At 38.8% G+C, this 24,441-nt stretch carries 26 protein-coding genes; 4 read left to right on the forward strand and 22 right to left on the reverse strand.

The features are described from left to right. Positions 1-108: 108 nt before the first annotated feature. The 8 genes from HF078_RS15075 to HF078_RS15110 all read right to left on the reverse strand — a co-directional run bounded on the left by HF078_RS15075 (position 109) and on the right by HF078_RS15110 (position 9,430). The gene (locus tag HF078_RS15075; protein WP_169291885.1) at positions 109-1,740 is read right to left on the reverse strand and encodes a peptide ABC transporter substrate-binding protein; all 1,632 of its coding nucleotides are present in this window, start codon (positions 1,738-1,740) and stop codon (positions 109-111) included. 192 nt (positions 1,741-1,932) lie between these two features. Continuing rightward, on the reverse strand, positions 1,933-2,943 hold the full coding sequence (locus HF078_RS15080) for an ABC transporter ATP-binding protein (protein WP_169291886.1): 1,011 nt from the start codon (positions 2,941-2,943) through the stop codon (positions 1,933-1,935). An 8-nt stretch (positions 2,944-2,951) separates the two neighbouring features. Beyond that, positions 2,952-3,902 (reverse strand): ABC transporter permease, encoded by a 951-nt coding sequence (locus tag HF078_RS15085; RefSeq protein ID WP_169291887.1) that lies wholly within the window; start codon positions 3,900-3,902, stop codon positions 2,952-2,954. A gap of 1 nt (position 3,903) precedes the next feature. After that, positions 3,904-4,836, reverse strand: a complete 933-nt coding sequence (locus HF078_RS15090) for an ABC transporter permease (RefSeq protein ID WP_169291888.1) — start codon at positions 4,834-4,836, stop codon at positions 3,904-3,906. Positions 4,837-4,888: 52 nt separating this feature from the next. Further along, on the reverse strand, positions 4,889-5,713 hold the full coding sequence (locus HF078_RS15095) for a M55 family metallopeptidase (RefSeq protein WP_169291889.1): 825 nt from the start codon (positions 5,711-5,713) through the stop codon (positions 4,889-4,891). A 303-nt stretch (positions 5,714-6,016) separates the two neighbouring features. Continuing rightward, positions 6,017-6,535 (reverse strand): type 1 glutamine amidotransferase domain-containing protein, encoded by a 519-nt coding sequence (locus tag HF078_RS15100; RefSeq protein ID WP_169291890.1) that lies wholly within the window; start codon positions 6,533-6,535, stop codon positions 6,017-6,019. 109 nt (positions 6,536-6,644) lie between these two features. After that, the gene (locus tag HF078_RS15105; RefSeq protein ID WP_346775350.1) at positions 6,645-7,943 is read right to left on the reverse strand and encodes a lysine N(6)-hydroxylase/L-ornithine N(5)-oxygenase family protein; all 1,299 of its coding nucleotides are present in this window, start codon (positions 7,941-7,943) and stop codon (positions 6,645-6,647) included. Between the two features lie 215 nt (positions 7,944-8,158). Further along, on the reverse strand, positions 8,159-9,430 hold the full coding sequence (locus HF078_RS15110; RefSeq protein ID WP_169291892.1) for an ATP-binding protein: 1,272 nt from the start codon (positions 9,428-9,430) through the stop codon (positions 8,159-8,161). A 291-nt stretch (positions 9,431-9,721) separates the two neighbouring features. Here HF078_RS15110 and HF078_RS15115 point away from each other — a divergent pair, with 291 nt between their 5' ends. After that, positions 9,722-9,874, forward strand: coding sequence for a hypothetical protein (locus HF078_RS15115; protein WP_010194621.1), 153 nt, complete (start codon positions 9,722-9,724; stop codon positions 9,872-9,874). A gap of 51 nt (positions 9,875-9,925) precedes the next feature. Here the strand turns inward: HF078_RS15115 and HF078_RS15120 are convergent, their stop codons facing one another. The 6 genes from HF078_RS15120 to HF078_RS15145 all read right to left on the reverse strand — a co-directional run bounded on the left by HF078_RS15120 (position 9,926) and on the right by HF078_RS15145 (position 14,051). Continuing rightward, positions 9,926-10,981, reverse strand: a complete 1,056-nt coding sequence (locus HF078_RS15120) for a hypothetical protein (RefSeq protein WP_169291893.1) — start codon at positions 10,979-10,981, stop codon at positions 9,926-9,928. Between the two features lie 151 nt (positions 10,982-11,132). Next, entirely contained in the window at positions 11,133-12,203 is a 1,071-nt protein-coding gene (locus tag HF078_RS15125; protein WP_169291894.1) for an undecaprenyldiphospho-muramoylpentapeptide beta-N-acetylglucosaminyltransferase, read from the reverse strand. Positions 12,204-12,359: 156 nt separating this feature from the next. Further along, positions 12,360-12,524, reverse strand: a complete 165-nt coding sequence (locus HF078_RS15130; protein WP_169291895.1) for a YvrJ family protein — start codon at positions 12,522-12,524, stop codon at positions 12,360-12,362. 67 nt (positions 12,525-12,591) lie between these two features. After that, positions 12,592-12,807 carry a DUF2922 domain-containing protein gene (locus HF078_RS15135; RefSeq protein ID WP_169291896.1) on the reverse strand — a complete coding sequence of 72 codons (216 nt, stop codon included), beginning with the start codon at positions 12,805-12,807 and terminating at the stop codon, positions 12,592-12,594. Positions 12,808-12,845: 38 nt separating this feature from the next. Next, complete coding sequence (locus HF078_RS15140) at positions 12,846-13,061, reverse strand: DUF1659 domain-containing protein (protein ID WP_169291897.1); 216 nt, start codon at positions 13,059-13,061, stop codon at positions 12,846-12,848. A gap of 600 nt (positions 13,062-13,661) precedes the next feature. After that, positions 13,662-14,051, reverse strand: a complete 390-nt coding sequence (locus HF078_RS15145) for a Spx/MgsR family RNA polymerase-binding regulatory protein (RefSeq protein WP_169291935.1) — start codon at positions 14,049-14,051, stop codon at positions 13,662-13,664. A gap of 345 nt (positions 14,052-14,396) precedes the next feature. On the opposite strand from HF078_RS15145, the gene HF078_RS15150 reads away from it, so the two are divergent. Further along, a complete protein-coding gene (locus HF078_RS15150; RefSeq protein WP_010194612.1) occupies positions 14,397-14,642 on the forward strand; it encodes a DUF2626 domain-containing protein in 246 nt (81 codons plus the stop codon). Between the two features lie 48 nt (positions 14,643-14,690). On the opposite strand, the gene HF078_RS15155 is transcribed toward HF078_RS15150, so the two are convergent. Continuing rightward, positions 14,691-15,809 carry a class I SAM-dependent methyltransferase gene (locus HF078_RS15155; protein ID WP_169291898.1) on the reverse strand — a complete coding sequence of 373 codons (1,119 nt, stop codon included), beginning with the start codon at positions 15,807-15,809 and terminating at the stop codon, positions 14,691-14,693. A gap of 3 nt (positions 15,810-15,812) precedes the next feature. After that, positions 15,813-16,445 carry an MBL fold metallo-hydrolase gene (locus HF078_RS15160; protein WP_169291899.1) on the reverse strand — a complete coding sequence of 211 codons (633 nt, stop codon included), beginning with the start codon at positions 16,443-16,445 and terminating at the stop codon, positions 15,813-15,815. An 83-nt stretch (positions 16,446-16,528) separates the two neighbouring features. Between HF078_RS15160 and HF078_RS15165 the strand changes: the two genes are divergently transcribed. Together HF078_RS15165 and HF078_RS15170 are read left to right on the forward strand one after the other, a co-directional pair. Next, complete coding sequence (locus HF078_RS15165) at positions 16,529-17,014, forward strand: hypothetical protein (protein WP_169291900.1); 486 nt, start codon at positions 16,529-16,531, stop codon at positions 17,012-17,014. A 113-nt stretch (positions 17,015-17,127) separates the two neighbouring features. Beyond that, the gene (locus tag HF078_RS15170; RefSeq protein ID WP_082380823.1) at positions 17,128-17,301 is read left to right on the forward strand and encodes a DUF2759 domain-containing protein; all 174 of its coding nucleotides are present in this window, start codon (positions 17,128-17,130) and stop codon (positions 17,299-17,301) included. 353 nt (positions 17,302-17,654) lie between these two features. On the opposite strand, the gene HF078_RS15175 is transcribed toward HF078_RS15170, so the two are convergent. From HF078_RS15175 to HF078_RS15200, 6 genes are all read right to left on the reverse strand, one after another. Continuing rightward, on the reverse strand, positions 17,655-17,969 hold the full coding sequence (locus HF078_RS15175) for an MTH1187 family thiamine-binding protein (protein WP_168864101.1): 315 nt from the start codon (positions 17,967-17,969) through the stop codon (positions 17,655-17,657). 18 nt (positions 17,970-17,987) lie between these two features. Next, positions 17,988-19,112 (reverse strand): YqgU-like beta propeller domain-containing protein, encoded by a 1,125-nt coding sequence (locus HF078_RS15180; protein ID WP_169291901.1) that lies wholly within the window; start codon positions 19,110-19,112, stop codon positions 17,988-17,990. Between the two features lie 133 nt (positions 19,113-19,245). Continuing rightward, positions 19,246-20,445 (reverse strand): M14 family metallopeptidase, encoded by a 1,200-nt coding sequence (locus tag HF078_RS15185; protein WP_169291902.1) that lies wholly within the window; start codon positions 20,443-20,445, stop codon positions 19,246-19,248. A 125-nt stretch (positions 20,446-20,570) separates the two neighbouring features. Then, positions 20,571-22,466 carry an LTA synthase family protein gene (locus HF078_RS15190; protein WP_169291903.1) on the reverse strand — a complete coding sequence of 632 codons (1,896 nt, stop codon included), beginning with the start codon at positions 22,464-22,466 and terminating at the stop codon, positions 20,571-20,573. A gap of 395 nt (positions 22,467-22,861) precedes the next feature. Continuing rightward, positions 22,862-23,821: an ROK family glucokinase gene (locus HF078_RS15195; protein ID WP_169291904.1), complete on the reverse strand. Its 960-nt coding sequence runs from the start codon at positions 23,819-23,821 to the stop codon at positions 22,862-22,864. Between the two features lie 16 nt (positions 23,822-23,837). Continuing rightward, complete coding sequence (locus HF078_RS15200) at positions 23,838-24,029, reverse strand: YqgQ family protein (RefSeq protein WP_169291905.1); 192 nt, start codon at positions 24,027-24,029, stop codon at positions 23,838-23,840. Between the last annotated feature and the right edge of the window lie 412 nt (positions 24,030-24,441).

Here is a 24,441-nt window from a genome sequence, read left to right on the forward strand (position 1 = left end):
AATCTACCTTTATCTCCCTCAGGAGTCTTCGCCTTTTGCTCCAATCAACAGCTAGGAATAAATAAAAACTTTACGTTATCAGTTTTTCAGTGGCCTCCTTATAACCTGTTATTCTTTATCTGCCCATTTCAGTTCGATATATCCAACAGGATGGCGAACGATTCCTTTTACCGCTTCGTTTTGAAGATAAACATGGTTATAGAAATACAATGGGATAATAGGCATCTCTTCAAATAGCACCTTTTCTGCTTCATACATTAACTCAAATCGCTTTGCTTCATCTGCCTCGTTTAGTGCTTTTTGGATCAGTTCATCATACTTGGAGTTGGCCCAGCCCGTACGGTTCATAGAATGACCAGTCTGGAAATTCTCCAAGAAGTTGATTGGGTCCGCATAGTCAGCCAAGAATGAGCTGCGGGAGAATTGGAATTCTAGGTTTTTTTGCGCATCAAGGAATACATTCCATTCCATGTTTGCCAGTTTTACATCCACTCCCAGGTTGTCTTTAAACATTTGTTGTAGTGTTTCAGCAATACGCTTATGTTCATCACTTGTGTTATAAGTCAACGTTACTTCTGGTAATGTTTCATACCCTTCTTCTTCCATTCCTTTTTTCAGTAACGCTTTTGCTTCTTCTGCATTAAACGTTACAAGGTCTCCATTTGTCTCGCGGAAATCATTCCCGGATGGGTCATTAAAGCCCTTTGCAACAAATCCTTTAGCTGGCTCTTCTTCTCTTTTTGTGATGTAGTCCACAACATCTTGTTGGTTCACTGCCATCGCAAATGCTTTACGGATGTTGGCATTTTGGAATGGCTCCTGTTCTACACCGAAACGGAAGAAGTAAGTTCCCGCTTGCTCTCCGACATTAACTTTTCCTTCTTTAAACAACTGCTCACTCACATCTGCAGGAACTCCTGAAGTATCCAGGTCTCCTGTTTGGTACATTTGGTATTCGGTATTGGTATCATTCACCATTGCCCAGTGAACTTTATCAAGCTTTACTGCATCAGCATCCCAATATTGATCATTTTTAGCCATTACAATGTGGCTTTCATGCTCCCACTCGGAAAGGTTGAACGGACCATTTCCTACAAAAGAATCCGCTTCTGAAAACCACTCTGGATTTTCTGAAGCCACCTTCTCATTGATTGGGAAGAAGGCTGGATTTGTAATAACACTTAAGAAATATGTTTGTGGAGCTACAAGTGTGACTTCTAATGTTTTCTCGTCAACTGCTTTTACCTTCACGTCATCAGCAGAGCCTTCGCCGTTGTTATACGCTTCTCCACCTTCAATGAAGTAACCCAGGAAGGCAGCAGGAGATGCTGTGTCAGGGTTTAGTAGACGCTTCCAGGCAAACTCAAAGTCTCCTGCAGTTACATCGTCCCCATTAGACCATTTTGCGTTGTCGCGGATATAGAACGTGTAAGTTTTTCCATCTTCTGAGACATCCCATTTTTCTGCTGTAGCTTCTTGCGGAAGATGCTCGTCATTTAGGCGAGTCAACCCCTCCATCAAGTTGTTTAGTGCGTTCCAGGAATAAGAGTCAAAGCCGATTGGCGGGTCCAATGATGTTGGTTCAGATCCGTTATTCAAACGAAGAACCTTTTCTCCTGTTGAGCTGTCGTTGTTGTTAGTGCCTTCGCTCGTGTCGGTGCCTGCGTTGTTGCTTGCTGTACATGCAGCTAAGACGAACACAAGCATCGCGGTCATTAATAATGCCATTACCTTTTTCATGTGTTACTCCCCCTTTTTCATACTTAAATGTTTAAGACACCGCTGTTGATTTCCGCACCGGGCTTCGCTTTCCTAGGGGCGCTGCTAGAGCCTCCCCCGCTTCGCCTGCGGGGTCTCCACCTAGCGCTACTCCCTCAGGAGTCTTCGCCCTGTGCTATAATCAACAGCTATGATTCTATTTCACTATAAGTCTTACCTTATAGTAGAAATCACTGTTTTTACTGGTTTAGGAGCTCTTGGGTCCTGTAGCCAGCAATCTACATGATGTTCCTCCGACAAGGTTGTCTTCATCGGATATACACGCTCACATACCTCCATCGCATGCTCGCACCTTGCTGCAAATGCACAGCCATTCGGTGGTGAAAATAAATCAGGTGGAGACCCTACAATAGGCACCAGTTCTTCATCTTCTAAATCGAGCCGAGGAACGGAGTTTAATAGACCTTTCGTATACGGATGCTCACCTCTATAGAAGATCTCTCTTCTATTTCCAGACTCCACAATCTTCCCTGCATACATGACAGCTACACGGTCTGCCACTTGTGCTACTACACCGAGGTCATGAGTGATAATGATGATGGAGACACCTGTTTTCTTTTGGATATCTTTGAATAGGTTAAGAATTTGAGCTTGGATTGTCACATCTAGTGCTGTTGTTGGTTCGTCTGCAATCAATACTTCCGGTTGGCAGACGAGGGACATTGCTATGACAATACGCTGCCTCATTCCTCCACTGAACTGATGAGGATATTGCTTTAGGCGCTCTGCCGGACTAGGGATCCCGACTAGGTTAAGCATGTCCACCGCCTGTTTCTTTGCTTCTGCTTTGGATACCTTCTTATGTTGTATGATCCCTTCCATGATTTGATCCCCGACCGTCAGGGTAGGATTTAATGCTGTCATCGGATCTTGGAAGATCATGGAGATATCCGCTCCACGAATTTTTCTCATTTCCGGTTCGGGCACTTTCGTTAGGTCTTTTCCTTTAAAATGAATGGAACCTTGCGTAATGCGGCCTGGTGGTTCAGGAATCAAACGCATAATGCTTTGTGACGTTACACTTTTCCCACAGCCTGACTCTCCTACGATGGCCAGCGTCTCCCCTTTATGCAGGTCAAAGGTTACCCCACGGACCGCCTTCACTTCGCCACCGTATGTTGTAAAAGAAACATGTAAGTCTTTTACTTGAAGTACTTTTTCCATGATGTCACTTACCTCCTCAGCTTTGGATCTAGTGCGTCTTGTAATCCGTCTCCAAGCACGTTAAACGCAAACATTGTCATGGAGATGAAGAATGCCGGGAAGAAAAGGCGCCACCAATGTCCTGAAATGATCGTTGGCAGTCCATCATTCGCCATTACACCCCAGCTAGCATAAGGTGCACTCACACCTAATCCAAGAAAGCTCAAAAATGCTTCGGCGAATATTGCTGCCGGTACCGTCAATGTCATCTGGACAATGATCGGTCCCATCGTATTTGGAAGAAGATTCTTTCTAATAATTCGAGAGGTCTTCGTTCCAAATGTTTTAGATGCTAGCACAAACTCATAATTCTTAATTTGTAATACTTGCCCCCTGACAATCCTCGCCATCCCAACCCAACCTGTCACAGTTAGTGCAATGATGATCGTCAGTAATCCAGGGCCCATCACAACCATAAGTAAAATGACAACCAATAGATAAGGAAGTCCATAGAGCACTTCCACTACACGCATCATGGCGTTATCTGTCTTGCCACCTTTGTAGCCTGCAATCCCTCCGTAAACTACTCCGATAATAAAATCTATCAGAGCGGCCATTAAACCAACAAATAAGGAAATTCTGGCACCATACCAGGTACGGGTGAAAACATCTCTTCCGAGTTCATCTGTACCAAAAAGATGGGTGGAGGAAGGTGGTTGATTCTGATTAGGCAGATTTGTTTCCGTCACACTGTAAGGGGAAAATATAGGACCAAAAATGGCCATGATGGTCAAGAATACGAGAAAAACCAACCCTGCCATCGCCAGTTTATTTTTCAAAAGCCTTCGCCAAGCGTCTTGCCAATAAGAAAGACTTGGCCGGACAACAGCCTCTGCTTCTCCCTTATTTTTATCAACAGGTTTAAACCATTCATCCGGGATTCTGTTTTCGTGATTTTCTTGGAGTTTACGCTGCGCCATATTAGTTCCCCTCCTTTTTATGAAGCTTAATACGAGGGTCTAATATCCCGTAAGCTATATCTACAAGGAAAAGCATGATGATTAAAAACGCACTATAAAAAACGGTCGTTCCCATAATGACTGGATAGTCACGGGAGTTGATACTTTCCACGAAATATTTCCCCATGCCGGGAATGGCAAAGATTTTCTCAATCACAAATGTTCCAGTCAAAATCCCTGCAGCAAGAGTTCCCAAAATAGTAACAACCGGTAGCAGCGCATTTCGAAGTGCGTGCTTAAACACAATTTTTACAGGGGATAACCCTTTTGCTTTTGCAGTTCGTATGTAATCCTGTGTCAACACTTCCATCATGCTTGCTCTAGTCAATCTCGCAATGATTGCCATCGGACCGGTTGCAAGAGCCAATGTGGGCAAAATCATATGCTTCCAGCTCGTCCAAGTGGCAGGCGGAAGCAAGCCCCAAGTAACTGCAACTTGCTGTATGAGCAAGGTAGCAAGGACAAAATTGGGGATAGATATTCCGAACACTGCAAAGGTCATTGCCATGTAATCAATGACACCATTACGTTTAAGAGCAGCAATTACTCCCAGGAAAATACCTGAAATAACGGCAATCGTTAACGTAATCATCCCAAGCTCGAACGAAATTGGAAAACCTCGCCCCAACATGTCGTTTACTGTTTGGGAAGGTTGTTTAATCGATGGGCCGAAATCCAATGTCACTAATGTCTTTAAATACATCACATATTGCACCGGTATCGGCTTGTCCAAATGATAATGTGCTTCTAAGTTACGTTGAACCACATCGCTTGTAGAGCGCTCTTCATTGAGTGGCGAACCCGGAATGGCATGCATCAAGAAGAAAGTCAAAGTGATAATGACCCATAAAGTTATGAGCATTGCTAGTAATCGTTTTATTATAAAAGTTCCCATTCTCCCACTCACACTTTCTATACAATAGGGTTTTTATGTAATGAAGTATCCATCAACAGAATGTTGTTCTCATAGCCAATTCTGTCATCACAAGCATAGCCTGATAAGCTTCTTTTATATCTTTTGCCTGATATTTGACAATTGTTGTTCCAGGCTCTATTTCGGTTCCAGGCATAAGGTTTGCCCATTCCGCTTGTCCGTAATTGGCAAATTCAATACGTAACGTTGGATGATCAGGCGGGACCAACGGTTTTATATTATGTATGTCATCCAATGCCTTGGATGTTCGCTCTTTAATTAGCGCTTGTGCTTTAATGGGAGTCAGTGATTTTGCAGCGGAACGTGATGCTGCTTCCTTGACAACTGCACAATGTATACCTGGGATGAGGCTTTCTGCTTCAAGGGCTGTTTGGTCATCCCCTGCCACCATGATGACTGGTACACCATAATAACCAGCTACATAGGCATTAAAGCCCAATTCGCCAACTTGCACGTCATTTATGTACATATTTCTTACACCAAAAATCATCGAGTGTGTCATGACGCCTTTCAACGATGCTCTTGCATGATATCCTACAAAAATGGCAGCATCAAAGCTGTCATCCAATCCTTGAACCATAGAAAACGGTTTCACATCACCTGAAATCAATTTGGTTTCAGGGTGAAGATCCTCAATCAGTAAATTATTCATTTTTGAATGGCTATCATTGACAATTACTTCGTTAAAACCTTTTTCAAAAGCCGTGGTCACCACCGCATTTGCTTCCTGGGTCATTATTTTACGACCACGTTCATAGTTATGCAGTCTAGAATCGACATCGGTATGATCTACCAGACCACTAATTCCTTCCATATCAACCGATATATATAAATTCAACCAATTCCCTCCTTTTGTGTTACAATTTTCTTAATATTATAACAGTATTATGTTTATGATTCAATCAAACTAGAATAATATGAGTCTAATTATTCAGACTTTTCATTTATATGTGCTAAAACCTTATTAAAACAAGGTGCACATGAAACAAATGACGCTTGTTATATAAGTTTATGTATGAAAATAATAGTAATCTTTAAATAAAAACGTATTCCAATAAAACTTTTTAGTATATTTTGGTATTTTGTTTCATAAAAAAAGATCCAGATTGGAGTATTTCTCCTCGTCTGGATCCTTCTTTTTTTATTTACTTAAAACCTTCAATGATTCTCTGATGAAAGCAGGAATATCATCTGGTGTTCTACTAGAAACCAACTGATCATGACATACGACAACTTCCTTGTCATGGAAATGAGCACCTGCGTTTTGCAGATCAATTTTAATGGAAGTATATCCCGTGATATCTCTTCCTTTAAGTGCTTCTGCCGTAATTAGTAATTGCGGGCCATGACAGATAGCAAAAACCGGTTTTTGGTCATCCATGAATGCTTTCGTAAAGGTAACAAAGCGGTCATCCGCCCTTAAAATGTCCGGTGAGAATCCTCCCGGGAGCAACAAGGCATCGAAATCTTCTGGACTTACATCATCAATTCCTGCGTCAGTTGTGACCTCCACTCCATCCGTTTTACCTTTAACGGTTTCTCCCTTGGATTTCTCAATAACTGTCAGCTTGTGTCCAGCCTCTTCAAAAGCTTTGGCAGGTTCTGTGTACTCTGAGTCTTCAAATTCATTGGTTAGTAATACTGCAATTTTTTTACTCATTATATAACGACTCCTTTTTGTTAGATTGCTCTGCTGCAAGGATGATACGCTTTGCAATATATTCAGAGCCACTTAGCTACATTAGATAAAGTACCCGCCAGCAATCAAACTAAACGTTTCCTTGCGCATCCGGCAAGAACTGCTGAAAAATGGAATCCTTCTGAATGGGATAAATCTCTTTACCTGCCACATCGTTAATAATTGTTTGGTTCCGCATGACTGCCAGACTTAAATTGGTAGCTGCTGTACCATGAGAATGGTCAAGATTGGTGGACATATATATATGATTCATTCTTTCTTTCTTCCAAACTAAGCGAAACTTCTTGTCTACTTTGAATTCCTTTTCACTTTCCCATTGGATTTCCTCTTTATTATTCCAAATCCACTTAGGGATGTGAGGTTTGTAACCTGTTGCGAGTACGACCTTATCTGCTCGTACCGTAAAATCTACTCCCTTCTCCCATTGATGGCAGGAGACGATTAAGGAGTTATCTTCCTCTTTAATAGCATGTACTTCTGTTAAGGGCTGTATGGTGATCTTTTTATCCAGCCCTTCAACTGAACGGTTGTACAGAAGGTCATAGATCATAATTAAAGTTTCTTTGTCCACCCCATTACGGACCGTATCCAATCTTGCCAGTGCTTCTTTTCGTTTTTCATAGGAAAGAGAATGGTAATATTGAACATAGTCTGGCGAGAATACCTCCTGTCCAAGCTTTGCACTTTCCAGCTGAGCAAAGCTGGAAGATCGAGTGTACCAAGTAAGAGAGTAGTTATTATGCTTTTGATCTTCAAGCAATTCGTAGAAAACCTCTGCAGCACTTTGGCCAGATCCAACGATAATAACGGATGAGGAATCTTTAATTTCATTAACAGCTTGTAAATACTTACTTGTATGAACCAAATGTTCACTTTCTTCCATATTGTTTGGGATGAAAGGGACACTACCTGTCCCAACTACAACATGCTTTGCAAAATACGTTTCGACTTCAAATGTATCTGCGTTTTTCACCTCAACTTCATAAACATCCCCGTTGTAAGAGACCGCCACTACTTCTGAATGAAATTGGCAGTTTTGAAGTTGCTCTGATACCCATTTTGCATAAAGATTATATTCTCTTCTAGGGATATCAAACCTACGATAGAAGAAAAATTGAAAAAGCCTGTTCTGGTTATGTACATAATTGAGGAAACTGTAAGGACTTGTCGGATCAGCAAAAGTAACCAAGTCTGCAATAAATGGAACTTGCAAATCAGACTGTTCAATAAGCATACCTGGATGCCAGTTGAAACACTCTTCTTTATCAAAAAAGATGGAAGAAAGATCAGGCTGCTTTTCTATTAATGCCGCCAAACCCAGATTAAAAGGCCCTATCCCTATTCCAATAAGGTCATATATTTTTTTCATTGACATCAGTCTCCCCATTTCAACTAGAATGTCTTATTTATACCCTTTATTTCAAAAAATACTTCCTTTAAATATGTTAAAAGAAAAAAGGGACAGAGACTTAGTCTCTGTCCAATAATCCCGTGTACGAAAGGAGAAGGAAGCTGCACACGATATATTTTATGCATAAATCTATGAACTGCTTGGTCATCTATCTCTTATCAAACGCACATTTTTTATTGTGTTGGAAGGTCAATCGTGACAGTTGTCCCGTTTCCTTCTTTGCTTTCAAAACGGATATTACCTTGATGTTCTTCAATAATCTTTTTGGTTATCGTCAATCCGAGTCCCATTCCTTTTTCCTTGGAAGTGAAAAAAGGACTACCGATATTATCCATATTGGAAGATGAGATTCCAATCCCATCATCTTTCACTTGAATACTACTTCTTCCCTCTTCTGAATTTGTCAAACCGCTAATGGTTATAGTCCCTCCGCTAGGCATCGCTTCCATGGAGTTCTTAATTAAATTGATAAATACTTGTTTGAGATTATTCTTGTCCCCTCTTACCATCGTTTTAGGATCCAACTTTTCAATGGAAAAGGAAATGTTATAATTATTTGCTTCATTCTCCACTAAGTTGATTACATATTGGAGGACTTCTAATATCGGAATAAGTGTTAGTTCCTTTGTTTGAGGTTTAGATAGAACGAGCAGCTCTGAGACAATATCATTTATTCTATCAATTTCAGATAGCACCATTTCCACATGCTTTTTGTTTGCATTTCCAGACCTTTGGATCAATTGAATAAACCCCTTGATTGAGGTTAACGGATTTTTTATTTCATGGGCAATACCCGCGGAAAGTTCACCAACCACGGATAGTTTCTCTTTTGTTACCAACAATTGTTCCGTTTTTTTCAGAGATGATATGTCTCTACCTATCGTAACAAGTGCTTTTCTCCGCCCATCCGCATGAAACAACGGAACCTTAATCACATCAAATGTCTTCTGTTCCCCATCTGCAAGGCAGAACGATTCCTCATCCCGAGAAATCTTGCCTCCCTTCCAGGTCTGCTCGTCTGTTATCATACAATATTCAAAAGCTTCCAAAAAATGTGGAGAATAAGCCCCTAACTCTACATCCGTCTTTCCTTTGTAATCAACGTTTTGCAAATCATAAAGCTCTAGACCATATTCATTTGTTTGCAGCCATCTACCTTCACCGTCTTTGAAGCATACAAAGTCAGGCATATTGTTTATTAGAGTTGACAGCTCTTGTTCCTTTTGTTCAAGCTCTTTTAATGCCGCATGCTTTTTCAGAATCACATATAACAGTATCGTTGTGAAGAGTATAAATAGCCAGCCTTTTAGAAGGTTAATATATTCTGAAATAACATAATGTTCGTTTTGCTTTAGTACGTATATCCAATAATCAGTCAGTCCAATCCATACAAATCCAAATAACAGATAAATTAAAGGTATAAACTTTAACCAATTCTTCTTCATAAAATACCTCTTATATCTTTAAAAATAGTTTTATTTCATTAAAATAATCTTATAATCATCTGATACTTTCATTATATCTTTTAACCTGAAATATAGATACAAAGTCCCACTTGGGAAAGTCAGATGAAAATTCATCGAATTATACCTAAAAGTCATTATACACTTTCCTGCACTGTTATTGCTAGTTACTTTCTCAGTATAGTTCTTTTTTCACATGTATTAGAAAAGGTTTAACCAGGTACCAGCAGGGTATATATTTGGTAAAACAAAGATTTATTGGGAGGAATTTATATGGAAGATAGAGATGTGAGAGTTGATAAAAGAGAAACTAAAGAAGATCGCGGTTTAGTCGCTTCAACATTCATTAAATATACTGCCTACCTCATAATATTTTTTGGAATCATTTGGTTCATTATCAGTTATTTACTACCAATGTTCCAATAAGCAAACAAAGCCCAAGTCTTTGCGGACTTGGGCTTTGTTATATTTTCATAATTAAAGAATGGTCCCAGAAAACTGAGGCATTTGTAAAGGGATGGATTGAATCTTTTCACCGTTAATATCCACTGCCCACAGTTTGTAATTCGGTTTTCCTCTCAACCAACTCTGATCCTGAATAAATAACACCCTGTTTCTGTCACGGAAGAATACCGGCTCAGTAATTAAAGTACGAAAACTTGTAATAGGCTGAACTTCTTTCCCACTCACATTCATGGTGTACATTTCATAGATATACTCTGACTTTTCACGAGGATTTTCACTTGCAGCGGAAAATGCAATAATGTCTCCAGTAGGAGAGAGTTTGCCGCTATAGATAATATTTGTTTTAAATTCAAAACTAGGATTTACATATTTCTTTTCCATTGTTTGAGTATCCATGATAATAAAGGAAGAATACAGACCTTTATCTTCCTCTTTTCCCCACTCTACATAGCCAAGTTTCGCTCCATCTTTTGTTAATGAGAGACTTCGCTTTTTCAAGCTTTCATCATGAGTTAGTCTCTCCTTCTTGTCACCCTTTATTGAGATGGTATATAAGTCGATGTTAGTTGGCCCTTCCTCCATTTCATTGCCTTCTTTATATTTCTTTGCTGCTAAATAGAAGATGGATTGGTCATCTTGGGAAAAAATCGCATCTGTTATTAGCTCACCATCTTGTGATAGGCGGACGAGATCACTACCATCACTATTCATAATGTAAAGTGATCTAGTTAATGTGTTATCACCTTTTTCTTGGGATAAAAAGAGGATCTTATCTCCCTTGGAAGAAAAACGAGGATGCACATGGCTTTCTTCCTGCCTTGGGTAGGTAAGCTGATTGACATTACTGCCATCAACATCTGCTTTATATAACGCTCCATCCCCGCTTTGAAAAAAAGGAAAAACGATCGATTGATCGTCAGGAGACAGGGCCACAGTCTCCCCGAATCCATTATCAATAGGAAGCCATGACCGGGTAAATCGTTCTGAAAAGAAATATAGAAGGACGGATATGATGATGACAAATCCTATGAGGGAGATGGTGAATAGCTTTAATGTTTGTTTTTTCATCGGTATCAGCCTCTTTCTAATTGATAGAATTAGTTCTTGGTAGTTTACCCTCAAATGGAAAATCCTACTTATTTTTTACTACTCATTTTTAAAAAAATGCAAAAAGCAACCTAATAAAAGATTGCTTCCGTCAAATAGCATTCATATACCTTTATTTCGCTGTGTTTATAATTTGTTTAAGGATGATCTCTAGGGTGTTCGGCGCGCTGTCTTGGGACATGTTTTTTTGCAGTTGATCTTTCTCATGCTTAAGCGCCTCTAGTTGGTTTAAGAGTGTTTCTGTTGTAAGGTCTTCTTCGAATAAAACTTTTGCAAACCCTTTTTTCTCAAACGATTGGGCATTTAGTATTTGGTCCCCCCTGCTTGCATTCCTAGAAAGGGGGATTAATAGCATTGGCTTACGTAACGCCAAGAATTCAAAAATCGAATTGGCACCCGCTCTTGAGATAATGAACTCAGATGCTGCTAAAACATCTGGTAATTCTTGATTGATATATTCAAATTGCTTATACCCTTTTACACCTTCAAGGGAATGATCCATGTTTCCTTTTCCGCATAGATGGACAATTTGATATTGCTCCGTTAATTGTGAAAGTACTTGCCGTAAGGTTTCATTAATTTTTTTCGCTCCGAGACTTCCTCCCATTATGGTAAGTATCGGTTTTTTCTCATGAAATCCAAGCCAAGCTCTTCCTTCTTGAGCTTTACCTTGGAATAATTCTTCTCTTATAGGAGAACCCGTAAATAATACTTTATCCGATGGAAAGTGATTCATTGTCTCGTCAAAGGTGACAAATACCTTCGTCGCAAACTTGGTTGCAATTTTATTTGCAAGGCCCGGTGTGATGTCTGATTCATGAATGATAACAGGTATCTTCAACATTTTCGCTGCCATCACGACAGGAACTGTTACAAATCCCCCCTTAGAAAATACGACCTTTGGCTTCACTTTCCGTAATATTAGTAGGGCTTCCATGGCCCCTTTAATGATTCTAAGCGGATCGGAAAAGTTCTTCCAGTCAAAATAGCGTCGAAGCTTACCACTTGAAATACCGTGAAAAGGGATATCCTCTTTACCGATAATATCCTCTTCAATTCCTTTTCTTGAACCAATATATGTAATATCCCACCCTGTGGCTTTTAATTTATTCATAATGGCAATATTCGGGGTGACGTGACCTGCTGAGCCGCCGCCTGTGAAAACTATTTTTTTATTCGTCATGTTATCAACATCCTTCATGTCATTCTCTTCTTCTTATTATTAACGAAATTTGAGTTAAAGGCAAAGAGTTTATGCAACAATGACGTTACCACAATACATCTATTACGTAAAACAGGCTATAGAACCATATTACAAGTTCCATAGCCTATTTCCCTCTCATTTAATGTTTCTTGAAGGCAATGTTTCCCTGGATAATTGATATGGAAGTTGCTGCAACGTTTTTGTTACATTTTCTAGTTTTTGTTCTATACGATGCAACAAGTAAAACGTAATTACAATCGGGAAACCAACTTCGCTTATCCATGTCCACCATTGATCCATGACCTCTCCTCCTTTTTGTTCAAATAGGAAAGGCCTACCGATATAGAGTAGACCTTTCCTAAGTTTGTTATGCTATATCAAACTCCGTAACGTTACGTTCAACAATTCTTGCACTATCCTTTGAGACGAAGTTTCCACCTTTAGAGGTAAAAACATTTGCGGCAATAATTGTATCCATTGCGCCTTCCATTTCCACCTGTGTTAGACCTGCTCTAGGGTCATCAACGGACACTTTAACCTTTGATCCCTCTTCATTGAGGAAGATTAATTCTAGTGTAAACATGTATACACCTCCTTTCTTTTAAGATTTAGTTGTACAAATTAGCCTAGGAAGTGCAACTCACTACGTCTAACATTAGAAACAGGTGTTGTCTGAAGACCAGAAATTGCTCCTGCTGCTTGTAGTAATGCTGTCGCGTCTGCATCCACTTTAATGTTGTTGTAGTTTTTGGAACGGTACAACAAGTTCCCTTTTTCATCCTCCCCTAATTCATACATCAGGCGAAGTTGGACATTTTCCACTGCGTAATCTGCCATGCTCTCACCCCCTTTCACCTTCTATATAAAAAGTTAAAGACGAAAAGTAGTGAACGTTTTAAAACTTTCAAAAAAACATAAGAAAAACCGAGCATAACTGCTCGGTCCTTCTTATGTTAGATACTAATAGTTGTTTGATTAACCGCAGCTGTTCCTTTCCGCAAATGGCTGCGCTTTCCGCGGGAGGAAGGGACAGGTGAGATTCTACAGGCTAAAGCAAGGACACTGAAAAACTGATAATGTAAAGCTTAATGATTCCTAGCTGGTGATTGTAGCAGAAGGCGAAGACTCCTCGAAAATGCTACGCATTTTCTTCGTGCGAAGAAGCGCTGCCGAAGCCTTCCTTGTCCTGAAGGAGATAGCGCAAGGTGGAGACCCCGCAGGCGTAGCCGAGGAGGCTCACGTAAGCCCCTAGGAAAGCGAAGCAATTTGCGGAAATCAACAGCGGTGTCTAAACAAACTACTAAAAATCGAAGACTTTTTCAGTGGCCTCGGCTCAAGCGAAGCGCCTGGAACGTGAATCAACCGGATTATATGCTTTCTTAATCAAAAAAACCATTCAATCTACCGAGGGGGTAAATGGAATGGCTGAATCAGATTTTATGAAACAGATTTCTTTAGATCAATTTTAGATTTCTGTCTAGAAAGCTTCTGTAACGCAGATTCGTTATAACCAACAATCAGCTTTTTCCCACTAGTGATGATGGGCCTTCTTAGTAGCTTAGGTTCCTCAATGATTAATTCAATTAGTTGGGAAAGCGATAGCTCATTAACATCAATCCCAAGGTCCTTAAACGTTTGGCTTCTAGTCGCTAATATTTCATCTATTCCTTCTGTAGTTAGCGAAAGGATCTTCATCATCTCTTCTTTGTTTGGTGTATCCCTAAAGATATGCTTCTCCTGAAATGCAATGTTATTTCCTTTCAACCACTTCTTTGTCTTTCTACATGACGTACAACTTGGGTAACTGTAAAAAATGATTTCATTCATCATGCTTACCTCCCCGTTCATAATTTTTTCTTCAATGTTTTATGTTAATCTCATTGTATACCAGTTGTATAACTTTTGTACAGTAAAATGATAACTATTTTTTGAACAAATTGCGACAACATTTTTTCTTTATGAAAAAAGAAGGCTTTCTGTTTAACTTTGCACTATAATGGAAATAGGTATGATAGAAAAATAGTTGCATAATCATTATGGAACTGGAGAAAAATGTACTTATCTTGTAATCGTCACAAACTAGAAACAAACGCTTATTTACAAGTAAAGTATTGGTACATTATAATAGGAAAGTGACAAGCATAAGGATTAGTGCGTAAGGAGGGGATACATATGGATCGTATGTACCGTGTAATGGGTTTCTGGACTGGGATTTTTGCGGTTATGTTTTATCTTGGCCACATGACTCAAACGTCTTTACTTTTCTTCGGACAAACGGTATTCTTCATTTTATTAAGTTATCTTAAGCTATCTGAACGTATGTACATCTATATTTTCGGAGCATATTTAACAATTTTCTTTGTTGCCTTCTCGTATTGGACAACATTTATGATGGTGCCTGGATCTGGTGGTCATTAAACATACGTAGCTAAACAATAAAAAGCGATTGACTTATGTCATCGCTTTTTATTGTGGTTCCGGATTTATTAATTTGTGCCATTTATTCGTTCCTTTTTCATGAATAAGGACATGAAAGGCGTTACTCCAGCTGCCGTCCATAATCAGGGTCCTTATTGATCTGTTTTGCTTACTTTTCTCTGAGAAGGGATTTGGATCCTGATTATCTTGCAGGTAATCAAGTACTCCTGCAGCCACAAGAAAGTCCCCCTGCCTCATGGTTCCTACATGAGAGAACCCCAACTCATTTAAGCACTCTTCTAAAGCATCCAGGTGTATATGGGAGGTTAAATCCATGTCAGCAGGATATTTTAGTGGATCCTTTATCAGTTGATGCTGGTAATAACCACGAAGACTGCCCTCTTTTAAATCCTGACCTGATAGTTCAGAGAAACGGTATCCATAATCAACTGTAATAATGGTACCTGAAAGCAACCACTCTCCAAGTATTTTCGCAAAGTCCATCATAGCTAATGGAATTTCCATTCTCCGGCCTTCAGAAAAACGTATTTTGTTCGTAGTTATATAAGCAAGGATCTCCTCATTAATAAGGGGAGCGTTCTTCTCCACTAGTTTACCTTCTTCGTTTATCGTTACGAAAACTTCCTTTACAGTTCCTTTTGTATATTCAATAACATGTACAGGCAGTGCATCGAATAGTTCATTGGAAAACAGAACACCATTTCTAAGTTGAACGGGGACTTCCTCTAAAGAAGTAAAGTAGCTCACAGGTGCCGTATATGGGATTTTGGTTTGCTGGACTTTGATATGATAGGAGCTTTTTTCCACCATTACATATTTCAAGCGATCATAGAGCGGTGCATCAAGGAGCTTTACCTCTTCCAATAGATGCTTAGCAAACCTCCCATTTCCTCCGCCTACCTCGATGATGACTGGTGGAATATTTGTTTCATTAAAATACTTTACCATCAGTTTTGCAAATAGTTTCCCGTAAACGTTGTGGACATTGCTACTTGTGATAAAATCCCCTTTCGTACCTACCTTATTCTTTGGTTTCATGTAATAGCCTTCACAAGGGTGATAAAGTGCAGTCATCATATATTCGGAATAATCCAGTTTTTGTCCAGGGGCCTTCTCTATTTTTTCTTGCAGAAATGTTGGGATCATTCCTTAAAATCCATTAAGAAATGGGTTGCTATCCATTTCCTTCTCGATGGTTGTAGTCATTCCATGGCCAGATAAAACGGTCGTTTCTTCCGGAAGCGTCAACAGCTTGTTGTGTATACTTTGTATAAGCTGATCGTGATTGCCACCTGGTAGATCTGTCCTTCCTATACTGCCGGCAAAAAGAGCATCTCCTGCAAAAACCACTTTGCTAGGTTCATGATAAAAGCTCACACTGCCTGGTGAGTGGCCTGGCGTAAACAATATGTCTAGTTCGAAATTGGAAATGACCAGTTTTTCTTCAGATTGAATAAGATGGTCGGCAGGCATAGCCGTTATCGGTCCAAGTTGAAAAAACTGGGAACCATTAAGACTTGAATCACCAAGCCAATTCTTTTCTTTTTTATGTACATATACCGGTATATCCCAGTGTTTGCGAACTGCATCTACTGCACCTATGTGATCGAAATGTGCATGTGTCAATAATATAGCTAACGGTTTTAGCGTATTTTCTTCCAAGTAGGAATTGAATGCATTCCCTTCACTTCCAGGATCGAAAACGATGCATTCTTTTTTTTCATTTATTAGGAGATACGCATTTGTTTGCAGCGGGCCCAGTGGTAGCTGTTTCCATTTCATTTCTTTCCTCACCTTTCCTTGAAGTATCTATCCATCTATTTTACACTAAGAAGTAGAACTTGAGAAACGAAAGGAAATTGCCTATGAAGTCAATGTTCGGTTTGGAAATACAATGTGCAGAGGATAAACCGCAATACTTCCAAAATCTTCTCTTGCAGCTTAAAGAAATAGCCAGCATTTTTGATTCTGATGATAGTATGCTGATTACCGATTCTGCCATGGAGGCAAAAGTCGTAAAAAACATGTTGATGGACCGAAGTATACTAGAGGAAACGTATTCACTTTCTCTTATAGAAAATCCAATTGCTACAAGCCTTTTCACGGACTATGGTTTTGTTTCGGAAAAAAACAATCATTATTTGTATCAAGATATGATATCCATATTTGGAATTGAAAGCGGTAAACAAGTTAATATTGATATGTTTCTCATTCAATTAGAGGAATCAATTATTGCTATAGAGGAACAATATAAGAAATCCTATATCATTGATAAAGAAAATCAAGAATTTATGCTGAAAGTAGCTCGAGCATATGACATAGAAGTGTCAATTTTTGACCTCGACAAATAGTGAGAAAACATTTAAAATGTAAATGGAGTGTAGTGTAATGTTCCATTACATACTTATTTTACGGAATTTCTTTTAAATAGAAATGGAAATGATCTCTGAAAGGGGCGTTAACCTTGCCATTAGTTATTATTTTTGGACTTGTAACACTTTTATGCGTATTTGCACTTGTCCGTTCCCTTAAAGAAAAAAACTTCTTAGCAGTTCTTTTCGCATTTGGAACAGTTGCAGTTTTTGGTTGGTTTACGGTAATGACTGTTATTGAACACGGTTACCCGGTAGCACATTAATTTTACTAAGACAAGAAAAAGAGTATCCACCCGTACTGGGAGGGATGCTCTTTTTTGCATTCAGTGAAATATTTAAACCAAAATCAAATTGGTGAATATACTATATTTAGGGATTTAAGGAAATACTATTAATAGAAAATTTGTAGGAGGGTGATATGGTTGGCATTAAAAACATTGTGCGGTAGTTGCAGTGGGACAGGGAGACGGAAGCTCTTCATACTACCCTTCTATAAGAAATGTAACAAGTGTAAAGGACAAGGCCGCTTAACAAAGAGTTTCTATATTTAATTAGATAGAATATAAAAAATGCCAGCACATCTCACATTTGGAGTGTCTGGCATTTTATTTATCGCTTATATGGAGCGTTTTGACTCCACTGCGCGCAGCTTATCTTCCATTTGAACACTCTTGTCCCTGCGATCATCTATCCTTATGTTGGTTGCTACTCGATGAAGGCCTTTTTGGAACGGTGCTTCGTGGATAACTTGTACCACATGCAATAATGTCGGGAGCTCTCCCTCTATAATGGTACTCATCGGAGTTAATTTATAGTTGATTTTCCCTTCTTTTTTAAACCCCTCTAATATGTCTTGAATATCTGCAACATAGTCACTTACACTTGGCCCATTTGTTCCAATAGGAATAACGGTTACATCAACAATCGCCATTCTTTTTACACCCCTCTTTTAGGATAATTCCACTAGATTTACTATTTCCTTTGTTGAAGGAATTATTAATTGCTCTAATTGGTAGCCGTATAAACAATAGATGCCGTTTGGAGAGCATTTCAATGGCTTGTTTTCCATTTCTTTTACAAGAACCTTTTTCAGTCCATTTGTGCTGTCAAATGAAATGAATTGAAAACCATCGTTATATCCATCTGCATTCCCAGCTCGATTTGACTCAAATGTATAGAATATTTTTGAGTTTTCTACAAAATCATAATAAGGAATAAAATAATTGGAATATAACGTTAGTAATGGCGCTTTATAAGATTGTATTTCTTCCAGTTCAGGAAGGCTAGAAAACGAATAGGATGCTATACCATTATCATCCACTGACCCAGCGGTTAATAGTAGGTTGTCATAGGCATGAAACATTACGACACTTTCCTTGAGCTCCCTTTTTTCATTTGTCCCTAAATTCTCTGCATATAGCGGAGCTTCTAGAGAAGGCATATCATGATTCCAATCTATATAAGCTATTTCTTCATATGGAAGCCATTGGACAAACGGATCTTTCACATCTTTTTTTACCATACTTTTGTTCTTTACATCAAGCAGATAGCTATCGTAAGACCAGTCCTCCTTAAAAGAGGAGGCAACTATTTGTTGACCAGAAAAGGGATTCCATGAAAAAACAAGATCTATGGAATTTTCAAATTTCCATTCTGCAAGTTCTTCTCCTTTATCAGATAGAACCCTTAACTTCCCTTCTGTAGCGGAAACGGCAGATCGAACAAGAAACATTTCATACGTCTTATTTGCTTCTACTGACATTATTAGTTCTTCAGATTGATAAAATATATCTGTTTCACCGGAAACCAGATCAAAGGAATGAATGATAGAACCTGTTCCATCGTTAACTATATATAATATGGTATCATCATTCAACCATTCTGAAACAGCACTAAATTGATCAAAGGGTATAGAGAGCTTTTTCTCATTATGAAAGTTTAATGGTTTGAAAGGTTTTTGTTTTTCCTGATTTGAGAGAGCAGGTGCGTTACTAACATCCTTGGGGTGAGAAGGAGATTGACATCCTATCAACATACAAATTATGATACAGACTACCCAAAAATTCTTTTTCATTGCACCCCTCCTTTTTTCCTATCTTAATAACGATTATGAGGCAGGAAAGGTTTCAATACAAGCTAAAAAAAATTAATATTCCTACAGTAATAATTTCACCCTAAAAAAAACGGCAAGCTGGCTGCTTTGCCGTTTAAGTGTATAGGGAAGCTAAAAAGATGCCGAGGGTTTTTTGATAAATAGTGTCGTATTGGGACAATGGAAGTGGGTTAATTCCTTTACCAAGTTCCAAAGTAAAGCCAGGCTTTTTATATTCCTGAATGAACCAATCTTTAAATCCAGCGTGACTGTCGACATAACGGACGCTTTTATAGGTACTGACCCTTTCAAATTCCTGAGCAATCCTTTCACTTTCCTTAGGTTCCAGCCCTTCATATCCCCAGTAGAACTCTTCTCCTTGGGTGTGAACAGCAATCACTTTATTAAAGTCTTCGTTATCGGCCAGGTTTGCCATCGCCACTGCTTCAGGCTCAGTCAATGGCAGGTCACCGGGAAAATCTCGAGGTGAAGGAACTTTCTCTTCTTTTCTAACCTTTTCAATTTTCCAATTGGCAGGGAAATGTTTATTTAAATCTACTCCCCTAATGTTTGCCTTCCACCCTAAATAATCAGGACGATCAAGATTAATACTTTCCACAAGTTCCTTGTATGGTGTTTCAGTTGGAGGGCCATTTAGTACAAGATCTACTCCATCAGGGTTTACCATCGGAACAATAGAAAGCTCTGATTGTTCATATAAAGGTGCACATGAGATTCCTCTTAGTGGGGTAAAGTTTGTTAAACATCTAAGGTAATCATTGAGTAAATTCATAATTACCGCACTAGTAATCCATTCGTTTGCATGAAAACTGCCATTCCAATGTACTTTATTTTTCCCTTTCCCTAATCGAATGTGATGCAATGGTTTTCCCATCACAGATTGTCCAATAGAATTGCATTGAATAAATGGATAAATGTCCTTTAGCTTTTCAATGTCATTTTTTAATGATTCATAATTGTATCGCTTTTTAGGATTAACTATGTTTTGTGTCATTCTATGTGGAATGTTCAGAACATCTCCAACTTTTAAACGACCAATGTCTTTATTTTGATTTAATAGCAGCATACAATCAGGTGCTATATTTAGTTTTTGAGCAATTGTGTGGATGGTCTCCAATTTTTGAATCCTATGATCTCTAGGTACATACCCAGGAATAGCTATTTCTTCTCCCGTTTTAAGGGGTTCTGAACCAGATGATATCGTAGGGTTGGAATCGCATATTAAATCTAATGGCAACCCAAATAATTGGCCATAGTACCATAAGGAGTCGCCTCTTCTTGCCAAGACCTTCATTCTAAATCACCGCCCACCATTAGCATTTATACTAATCCATATGGTGAATGGCTAAAATTTAGAACGATATGGAGATGTATAAAAAAAACACCGATAGCATTGAACCTGCTTTCGGTGTTTTGACTTTATTCTTCCAATTTGCTATCGTCCATTTGAATGGATGTTCCGTCATAGAAACGAAGCAAATCTCCGTATACAATTTCATCGGAATATTGAAGCTCTTTTTTCGCTTTTTCCATGTAAGGCTCACATGCTGATTGGTCTGTCTCTTCTTCCGTTTCCTTATCATAGCAAGCGTTTTTTGCATATACCACTTTGTCTGTTACAAAGCTACCGTCACGGAAAACTACAAAATCATTTCTGTCTTCGGAGAAAAGATCTGCACCGAATTGAATATCATTTTTCGTTTCCATTCCAAGTAAGTGTTTGATAGTAGGCTTAAGGTCAATCTGTCCACCAACTGTATCAAATTCTTTCGGATTTTTATCCGTTACACCTGGAATGTGTACGAACATTGGCACACGCTGTAATTGAGCATTTTCAAAAGGAGTGATCTCTTTTCCTAAATACTGGCTCATTGCTTCGTTATGGTTTTCAGAGATACCATAATGATCTCCGTACAGAATAATGATGGAATCTTCATAAAGACCTGATTTCTTTAACTCATCAAAAAGGACTTTAATTGATTCATCACTATATCTTACTGTAGGGAAATAACGGTTCAAAGTACGACTGTTAGAATCGAATTCATCTACAAATTTATCTTCTTCATCCAAGACGAATGGGAAGTGATTGGTTAACGTAATAAATTTTGCATAGAAAGGTTTTTCTAGGTCCTGCATGTATGGGATGGATTGTTGAAAAAACTCAATATCCTTCAAACCCCAACCTACAGAGTTTTCTTCGTTTACATCATAACTTTCAATATCGAAGAATTGGTCATATCCAAGTGACTTATACATTACATCTCGATTCCAGAAACTTTTGTTGTTTGCATGGAAAGTAACCGGTGTATAACCTTCTTCTTTAATTACGTTAGGTGTTGCTGTATGGAAATCATTAGTTCCATGAGTGAAGAACACGGCACCGCGTCCTACAGGGTATAAGGAATTATCTAATAAAAATTCAGAGTCAGATGTTTTCCCTTGACCTGTTTGATGAAAGAAGTTATTAAAGTAATAACTTTGGTCTTTTAATTCATTTAGGAACGGAGTGATCGGCTCACCGTTGATTTCCTTATCAATCACAAAGGATTGCATGGATTCTAATTTTACCACTATGACATTCTTGCCTTTTGCAATACCATAAAGGTCGTCATTTGGTGCTTTATAGCTAGCATTAATATAGTTTTGAATTTCAGCAAGTTCGCTTCCATCCGCCATCGCACGTTGTGCACGAGTTTTGGACTGGATGACTGCATCATACACATGATAGTTGTACGTACCCAAGTTTTTCACAAGGATTTCACGATCAAATGTACGAGTCAATAATTGAGGTCTTTCTGTTTCAGCCAAACCTAGGTTGAAGAGAAAAATACCTACAATGGATAAGAAGTACATCTTGCGAACTTTCGGCCTCCACGTGCTCATGCTTACAAATGATGGAGTCCACTTTGCAATGGCAATCAGAATAATTACATCGATGAACATTAGTAAGTCAACAGGTGTCATTAGTTCCGTAATACTACCGCCTAGATCACTCATGTTACCTGATTGGAAAAGTAACGGAATGGTGATGAAATCATTAAAGAAACGGTAATAGACTGCATTTGCATAAAGTACAAACGAAACGATAAAACTTGTAATAATTAGGTATCGCTTCATTCCCTTTTCTTTAAAGAAGAGGGCAAAACCGGCAATAAGCAGGATAAAGCTTAATGGGTTAATAAATAGAATAAATTCTTGTTTTAGGGATTCAATTGTAATGTTAAAACTTGTTTTATATACGATATATGTTTTTATCCAGAGCAGGACAACTGCAATTAGGATAAAAGGCACTTTGGATTTAAAAGCTTGCTTCATCTTTTTTTACCTCCTTATAGCAAAGACAGGGAAGCTCTTTATTAGTTTCGGTATTTATTATTATTGTTTAAAAAACATTTTAGATGTATCCATGACCAACTTTTCATCACTCAAAAAATTTGGCTACGACATATCTTAAAACTTTTTTTACAAAAAATCAATGGATAATTAATACTGTATTTATATTGAAGAGCTAGAATAATAGTCTTGGCGTTGTTTGCGACTATATATAATAGACGCGGTACAAGCCTAAAAGTTTCAAAAAATAAAGATGTTTTTTTATTCAAAATAGTCAAAAAATGGAGACTTCTATTAAGAAGCCTCCATTACGCGCTATTCTCGCTTCCTTCTATCTTTTTTACCCAAGAGAAAGAAAGAATAAACTACACACTTTTTTACAATTTTGTTTTTGCAAGGTAAGCCGCTCCGATTACCCCAGCATCGTTTCCTAGGGTTGCTTCAGCAATTTTCACGCCAACCTTGGTTCTTGGAAATAAGTATTTTACAAAATGATGACGAACAGGATCTAATAATTTATCTCCTGCTTTTGATACTCCCCCACCAATAACGATTTTCTCCGGGTTCATGGCGTTTGCCAAATTTGCAAGAGCCAGTCCTAGATAAGAGGAGACTTTATCGACAACGTATTGTGAAATCTCTTCTTTAGCATCCGCCTGTTCAAATATTAACTTTGCTGTTAATCCTTCTTGTTGTGCTAACTCTTCCAGCTTACTTCCTGGATTTTCTTCCATCGCTTCTTTAGCAAGACGAACTATACCAGTTGCAGATGCAATCGTTTCCAGACACCCTGTTTTTCCACAGTTGCAAGGTGCTCCACCTTCTGGGATCACTGTAATATGACCAATTTCTCCGCCGGCTCCGTTTATGCCATGTACAATTTCTCCATTGGTAATGATACCGCCTCCAACTCCCGTTCCGAGGGTAACACAAATGAGATCCTTAGATCCTTCACCGGCACCTTTCCACATCTCCCCGATTGCAGCAAGGTTCGCGTCATTATCTACTACTACAGGCAATCCCGTTTCTACTTCCAAGAGATCTTTAAGCGGGTAGTTTTCCCAACCTAAGTTAACTGCTTCGTATATTAAACCAGTTGCCATATTGACTGGACCTGGCGCACCCATTCCAAGTGATTTTAATTTTGATTTTGATTCACCAAGTTCCTCTAATTTACTATCTATAGCCTTTGCTATATCTGTTGTAATATTTTTTCCTTTTTCACTTATATCCGTTACAATCTCCCATTTGTGAGCGATTTCACCGTATTGTGTAATAAACGCCATCTTTATCGTTGTGCCACCTAAGTCGACACCTACTAGCCATTTGTTTTCCATTTGTTTCACCTTTTCTTTATCTTAATTTGGATAATTCTTGTCGCAGGATAATCATGGCGGATTGGAACACACTTGCGTCCAATACTCCTGAGCGATAGAGCTCCCTTATTTCATCTTCCATCAGCTCTAGATCTGCTATTTTGTCGCCTGTATAAATAAAGGCTCCATAGCTTTTTAAGAGTTGTCTTATGTCTAACATTGTTTTCATGACTTCACCTTTTCTGCTTTACTAGTTGAAAGGGTTTACGCTCCATTTTTAGTATAAAGGATTCACTTGTGGCGTCAAGCAAGAAAACGTAAGAAAAACCGAGAAAACCATGCCAGTCCTTTTAATTCTGAAAAGCTTAAGTTGGATGGTTAACCTCCGCTGTTCCTTTCCGCAATTGGCTTCGCTTTCCGCGGGACGGTGCTTGAGCCTCCTCACTTCGTTGCGGGGTCTCAACCAACCGTTTCTCCCCCGCTGGAGTCTTCGCCATTTGCTCCAATCCTCAGCTAGGAATCACATAAAGGTTAATGATGTTATTTTAATACTTAAACAATTTCTTTATTTGAATGAAGTAACTTTGATGATTGAAGTGGAAGGCGCGTAGACGCCCGCGGGAGGAAGGGACAGGTGAGAC

It is taken from the genome of Bacillus sp. RO2 (assembly GCF_012911845.1).
Lineage (GTDB): Bacteria > Bacillota > Bacilli > Bacillales > Bacillaceae_I > Sutcliffiella_A.

Excerpts from the sequence above, each read along its gene's own strand:
- HF078_RS15190 (WP_169291903.1), bottom strand. The coding sequence starts at position 22,466 with ATGAAGCAAGCTTTTAAATCCAAAGTGCCTTTTATCCTAATTGCAGTT.
- HF078_RS15135 (WP_169291896.1), bottom strand. The coding sequence starts at position 12,807 with ATGTTTACACTAGAATTAATCTTCCTCAATGAAGAGGGATCAAAGGTT.
- HF078_RS15085 (WP_169291887.1), bottom strand. The coding sequence starts at position 3,902 with ATGGCGCAGCGTAAACTCCAAGAAAATCACGAAAACAGAATCCCGGAT.
- HF078_RS15075 (WP_169291885.1), bottom strand. The coding sequence starts at position 1,740 with ATGAAAAAGGTAATGGCATTATTAATGACCGCGATGCTTGTGTTCGTC.
- HF078_RS15150 (WP_010194612.1), top strand. The coding sequence starts at position 14,397 with ATGGATCGTATGTACCGTGTAATGGGTTTCTGGACTGGGATTTTTGCG.
- HF078_RS15200 (WP_169291905.1), bottom strand. The coding sequence starts at position 24,029 with ATGAAAACAATGTTAGACATAAGACAACTCTTAAAAAGCTATGGAGCC.
- HF078_RS15110 (WP_169291892.1), bottom strand. The coding sequence starts at position 9,430 with ATGAAGAAGAATTGGTTAAAGTTTATACCTTTAATTTATCTGTTATTT.
- HF078_RS15185 (WP_169291902.1), bottom strand. The coding sequence starts at position 20,445 with ATGAAGGTCTTGGCAAGAAGAGGCGACTCCTTATGGTACTATGGCCAA.
- HF078_RS15155 (WP_169291898.1), bottom strand. The coding sequence starts at position 15,809 with ATGATCCCAACATTTCTGCAAGAAAAAATAGAGAAGGCCCCTGGACAA.
- HF078_RS15130 (WP_169291895.1), bottom strand. The coding sequence starts at position 12,524 with ATGGATCAATGGTGGACATGGATAAGCGAAGTTGGTTTCCCGATTGTA.
- HF078_RS15160 (WP_169291899.1), bottom strand. The coding sequence starts at position 16,445 with ATGAAATGGAAACAGCTACCACTGGGCCCGCTGCAAACAAATGCGTAT.
- HF078_RS15080 (WP_169291886.1), bottom strand. The coding sequence starts at position 2,943 with ATGGAAAAAGTACTTCAAGTAAAAGACTTACATGTTTCTTTTACAACA.
- HF078_RS15180 (WP_169291901.1), bottom strand. The coding sequence starts at position 19,112 with ATGAAAAAGAATTTTTGGGTAGTCTGTATCATAATTTGTATGTTGATA.
- HF078_RS15125 (WP_169291894.1), bottom strand. The coding sequence starts at position 12,203 with ATGACGAATAAAAAAATAGTTTTCACAGGCGGCGGCTCAGCAGGTCAC.
- HF078_RS15120 (WP_169291893.1), bottom strand. The coding sequence starts at position 10,981 with ATGAAAAAACAAACATTAAAGCTATTCACCATCTCCCTCATAGGATTT.
- HF078_RS15105 (WP_346775350.1), bottom strand. The coding sequence starts at position 7,943 with ATGAAAAAAATATATGACCTTATTGGAATAGGGATAGGGCCTTTTAAT.
- HF078_RS15145 (WP_169291935.1), bottom strand. The coding sequence starts at position 14,051 with ATGAATGAAATCATTTTTTACAGTTACCCAAGTTGTACGTCATGTAGA.
- HF078_RS15100 (WP_169291890.1), bottom strand. The coding sequence starts at position 6,535 with ATGAGTAAAAAAATTGCAGTATTACTAACCAATGAATTTGAAGACTCA.
- HF078_RS15165 (WP_169291900.1), top strand. The coding sequence starts at position 16,529 with ATGAAGTCAATGTTCGGTTTGGAAATACAATGTGCAGAGGATAAACCG.
- HF078_RS15115 (WP_010194621.1), top strand. The coding sequence starts at position 9,722 with ATGGAAGATAGAGATGTGAGAGTTGATAAAAGAGAAACTAAAGAAGAT.
- HF078_RS15175 (WP_168864101.1), bottom strand. The coding sequence starts at position 17,969 with ATGGCGATTGTTGATGTAACCGTTATTCCTATTGGAACAAATGGGCCA.
- HF078_RS15140 (WP_169291897.1), bottom strand. The coding sequence starts at position 13,061 with ATGGCAGATTACGCAGTGGAAAATGTCCAACTTCGCCTGATGTATGAA.
- HF078_RS15195 (WP_169291904.1), bottom strand. The coding sequence starts at position 23,821 with ATGGAAAACAAATGGCTAGTAGGTGTCGACTTAGGTGGCACAACGATA.
- HF078_RS15090 (WP_169291888.1), bottom strand. The coding sequence starts at position 4,836 with ATGGGAACTTTTATAATAAAACGATTACTAGCAATGCTCATAACTTTA.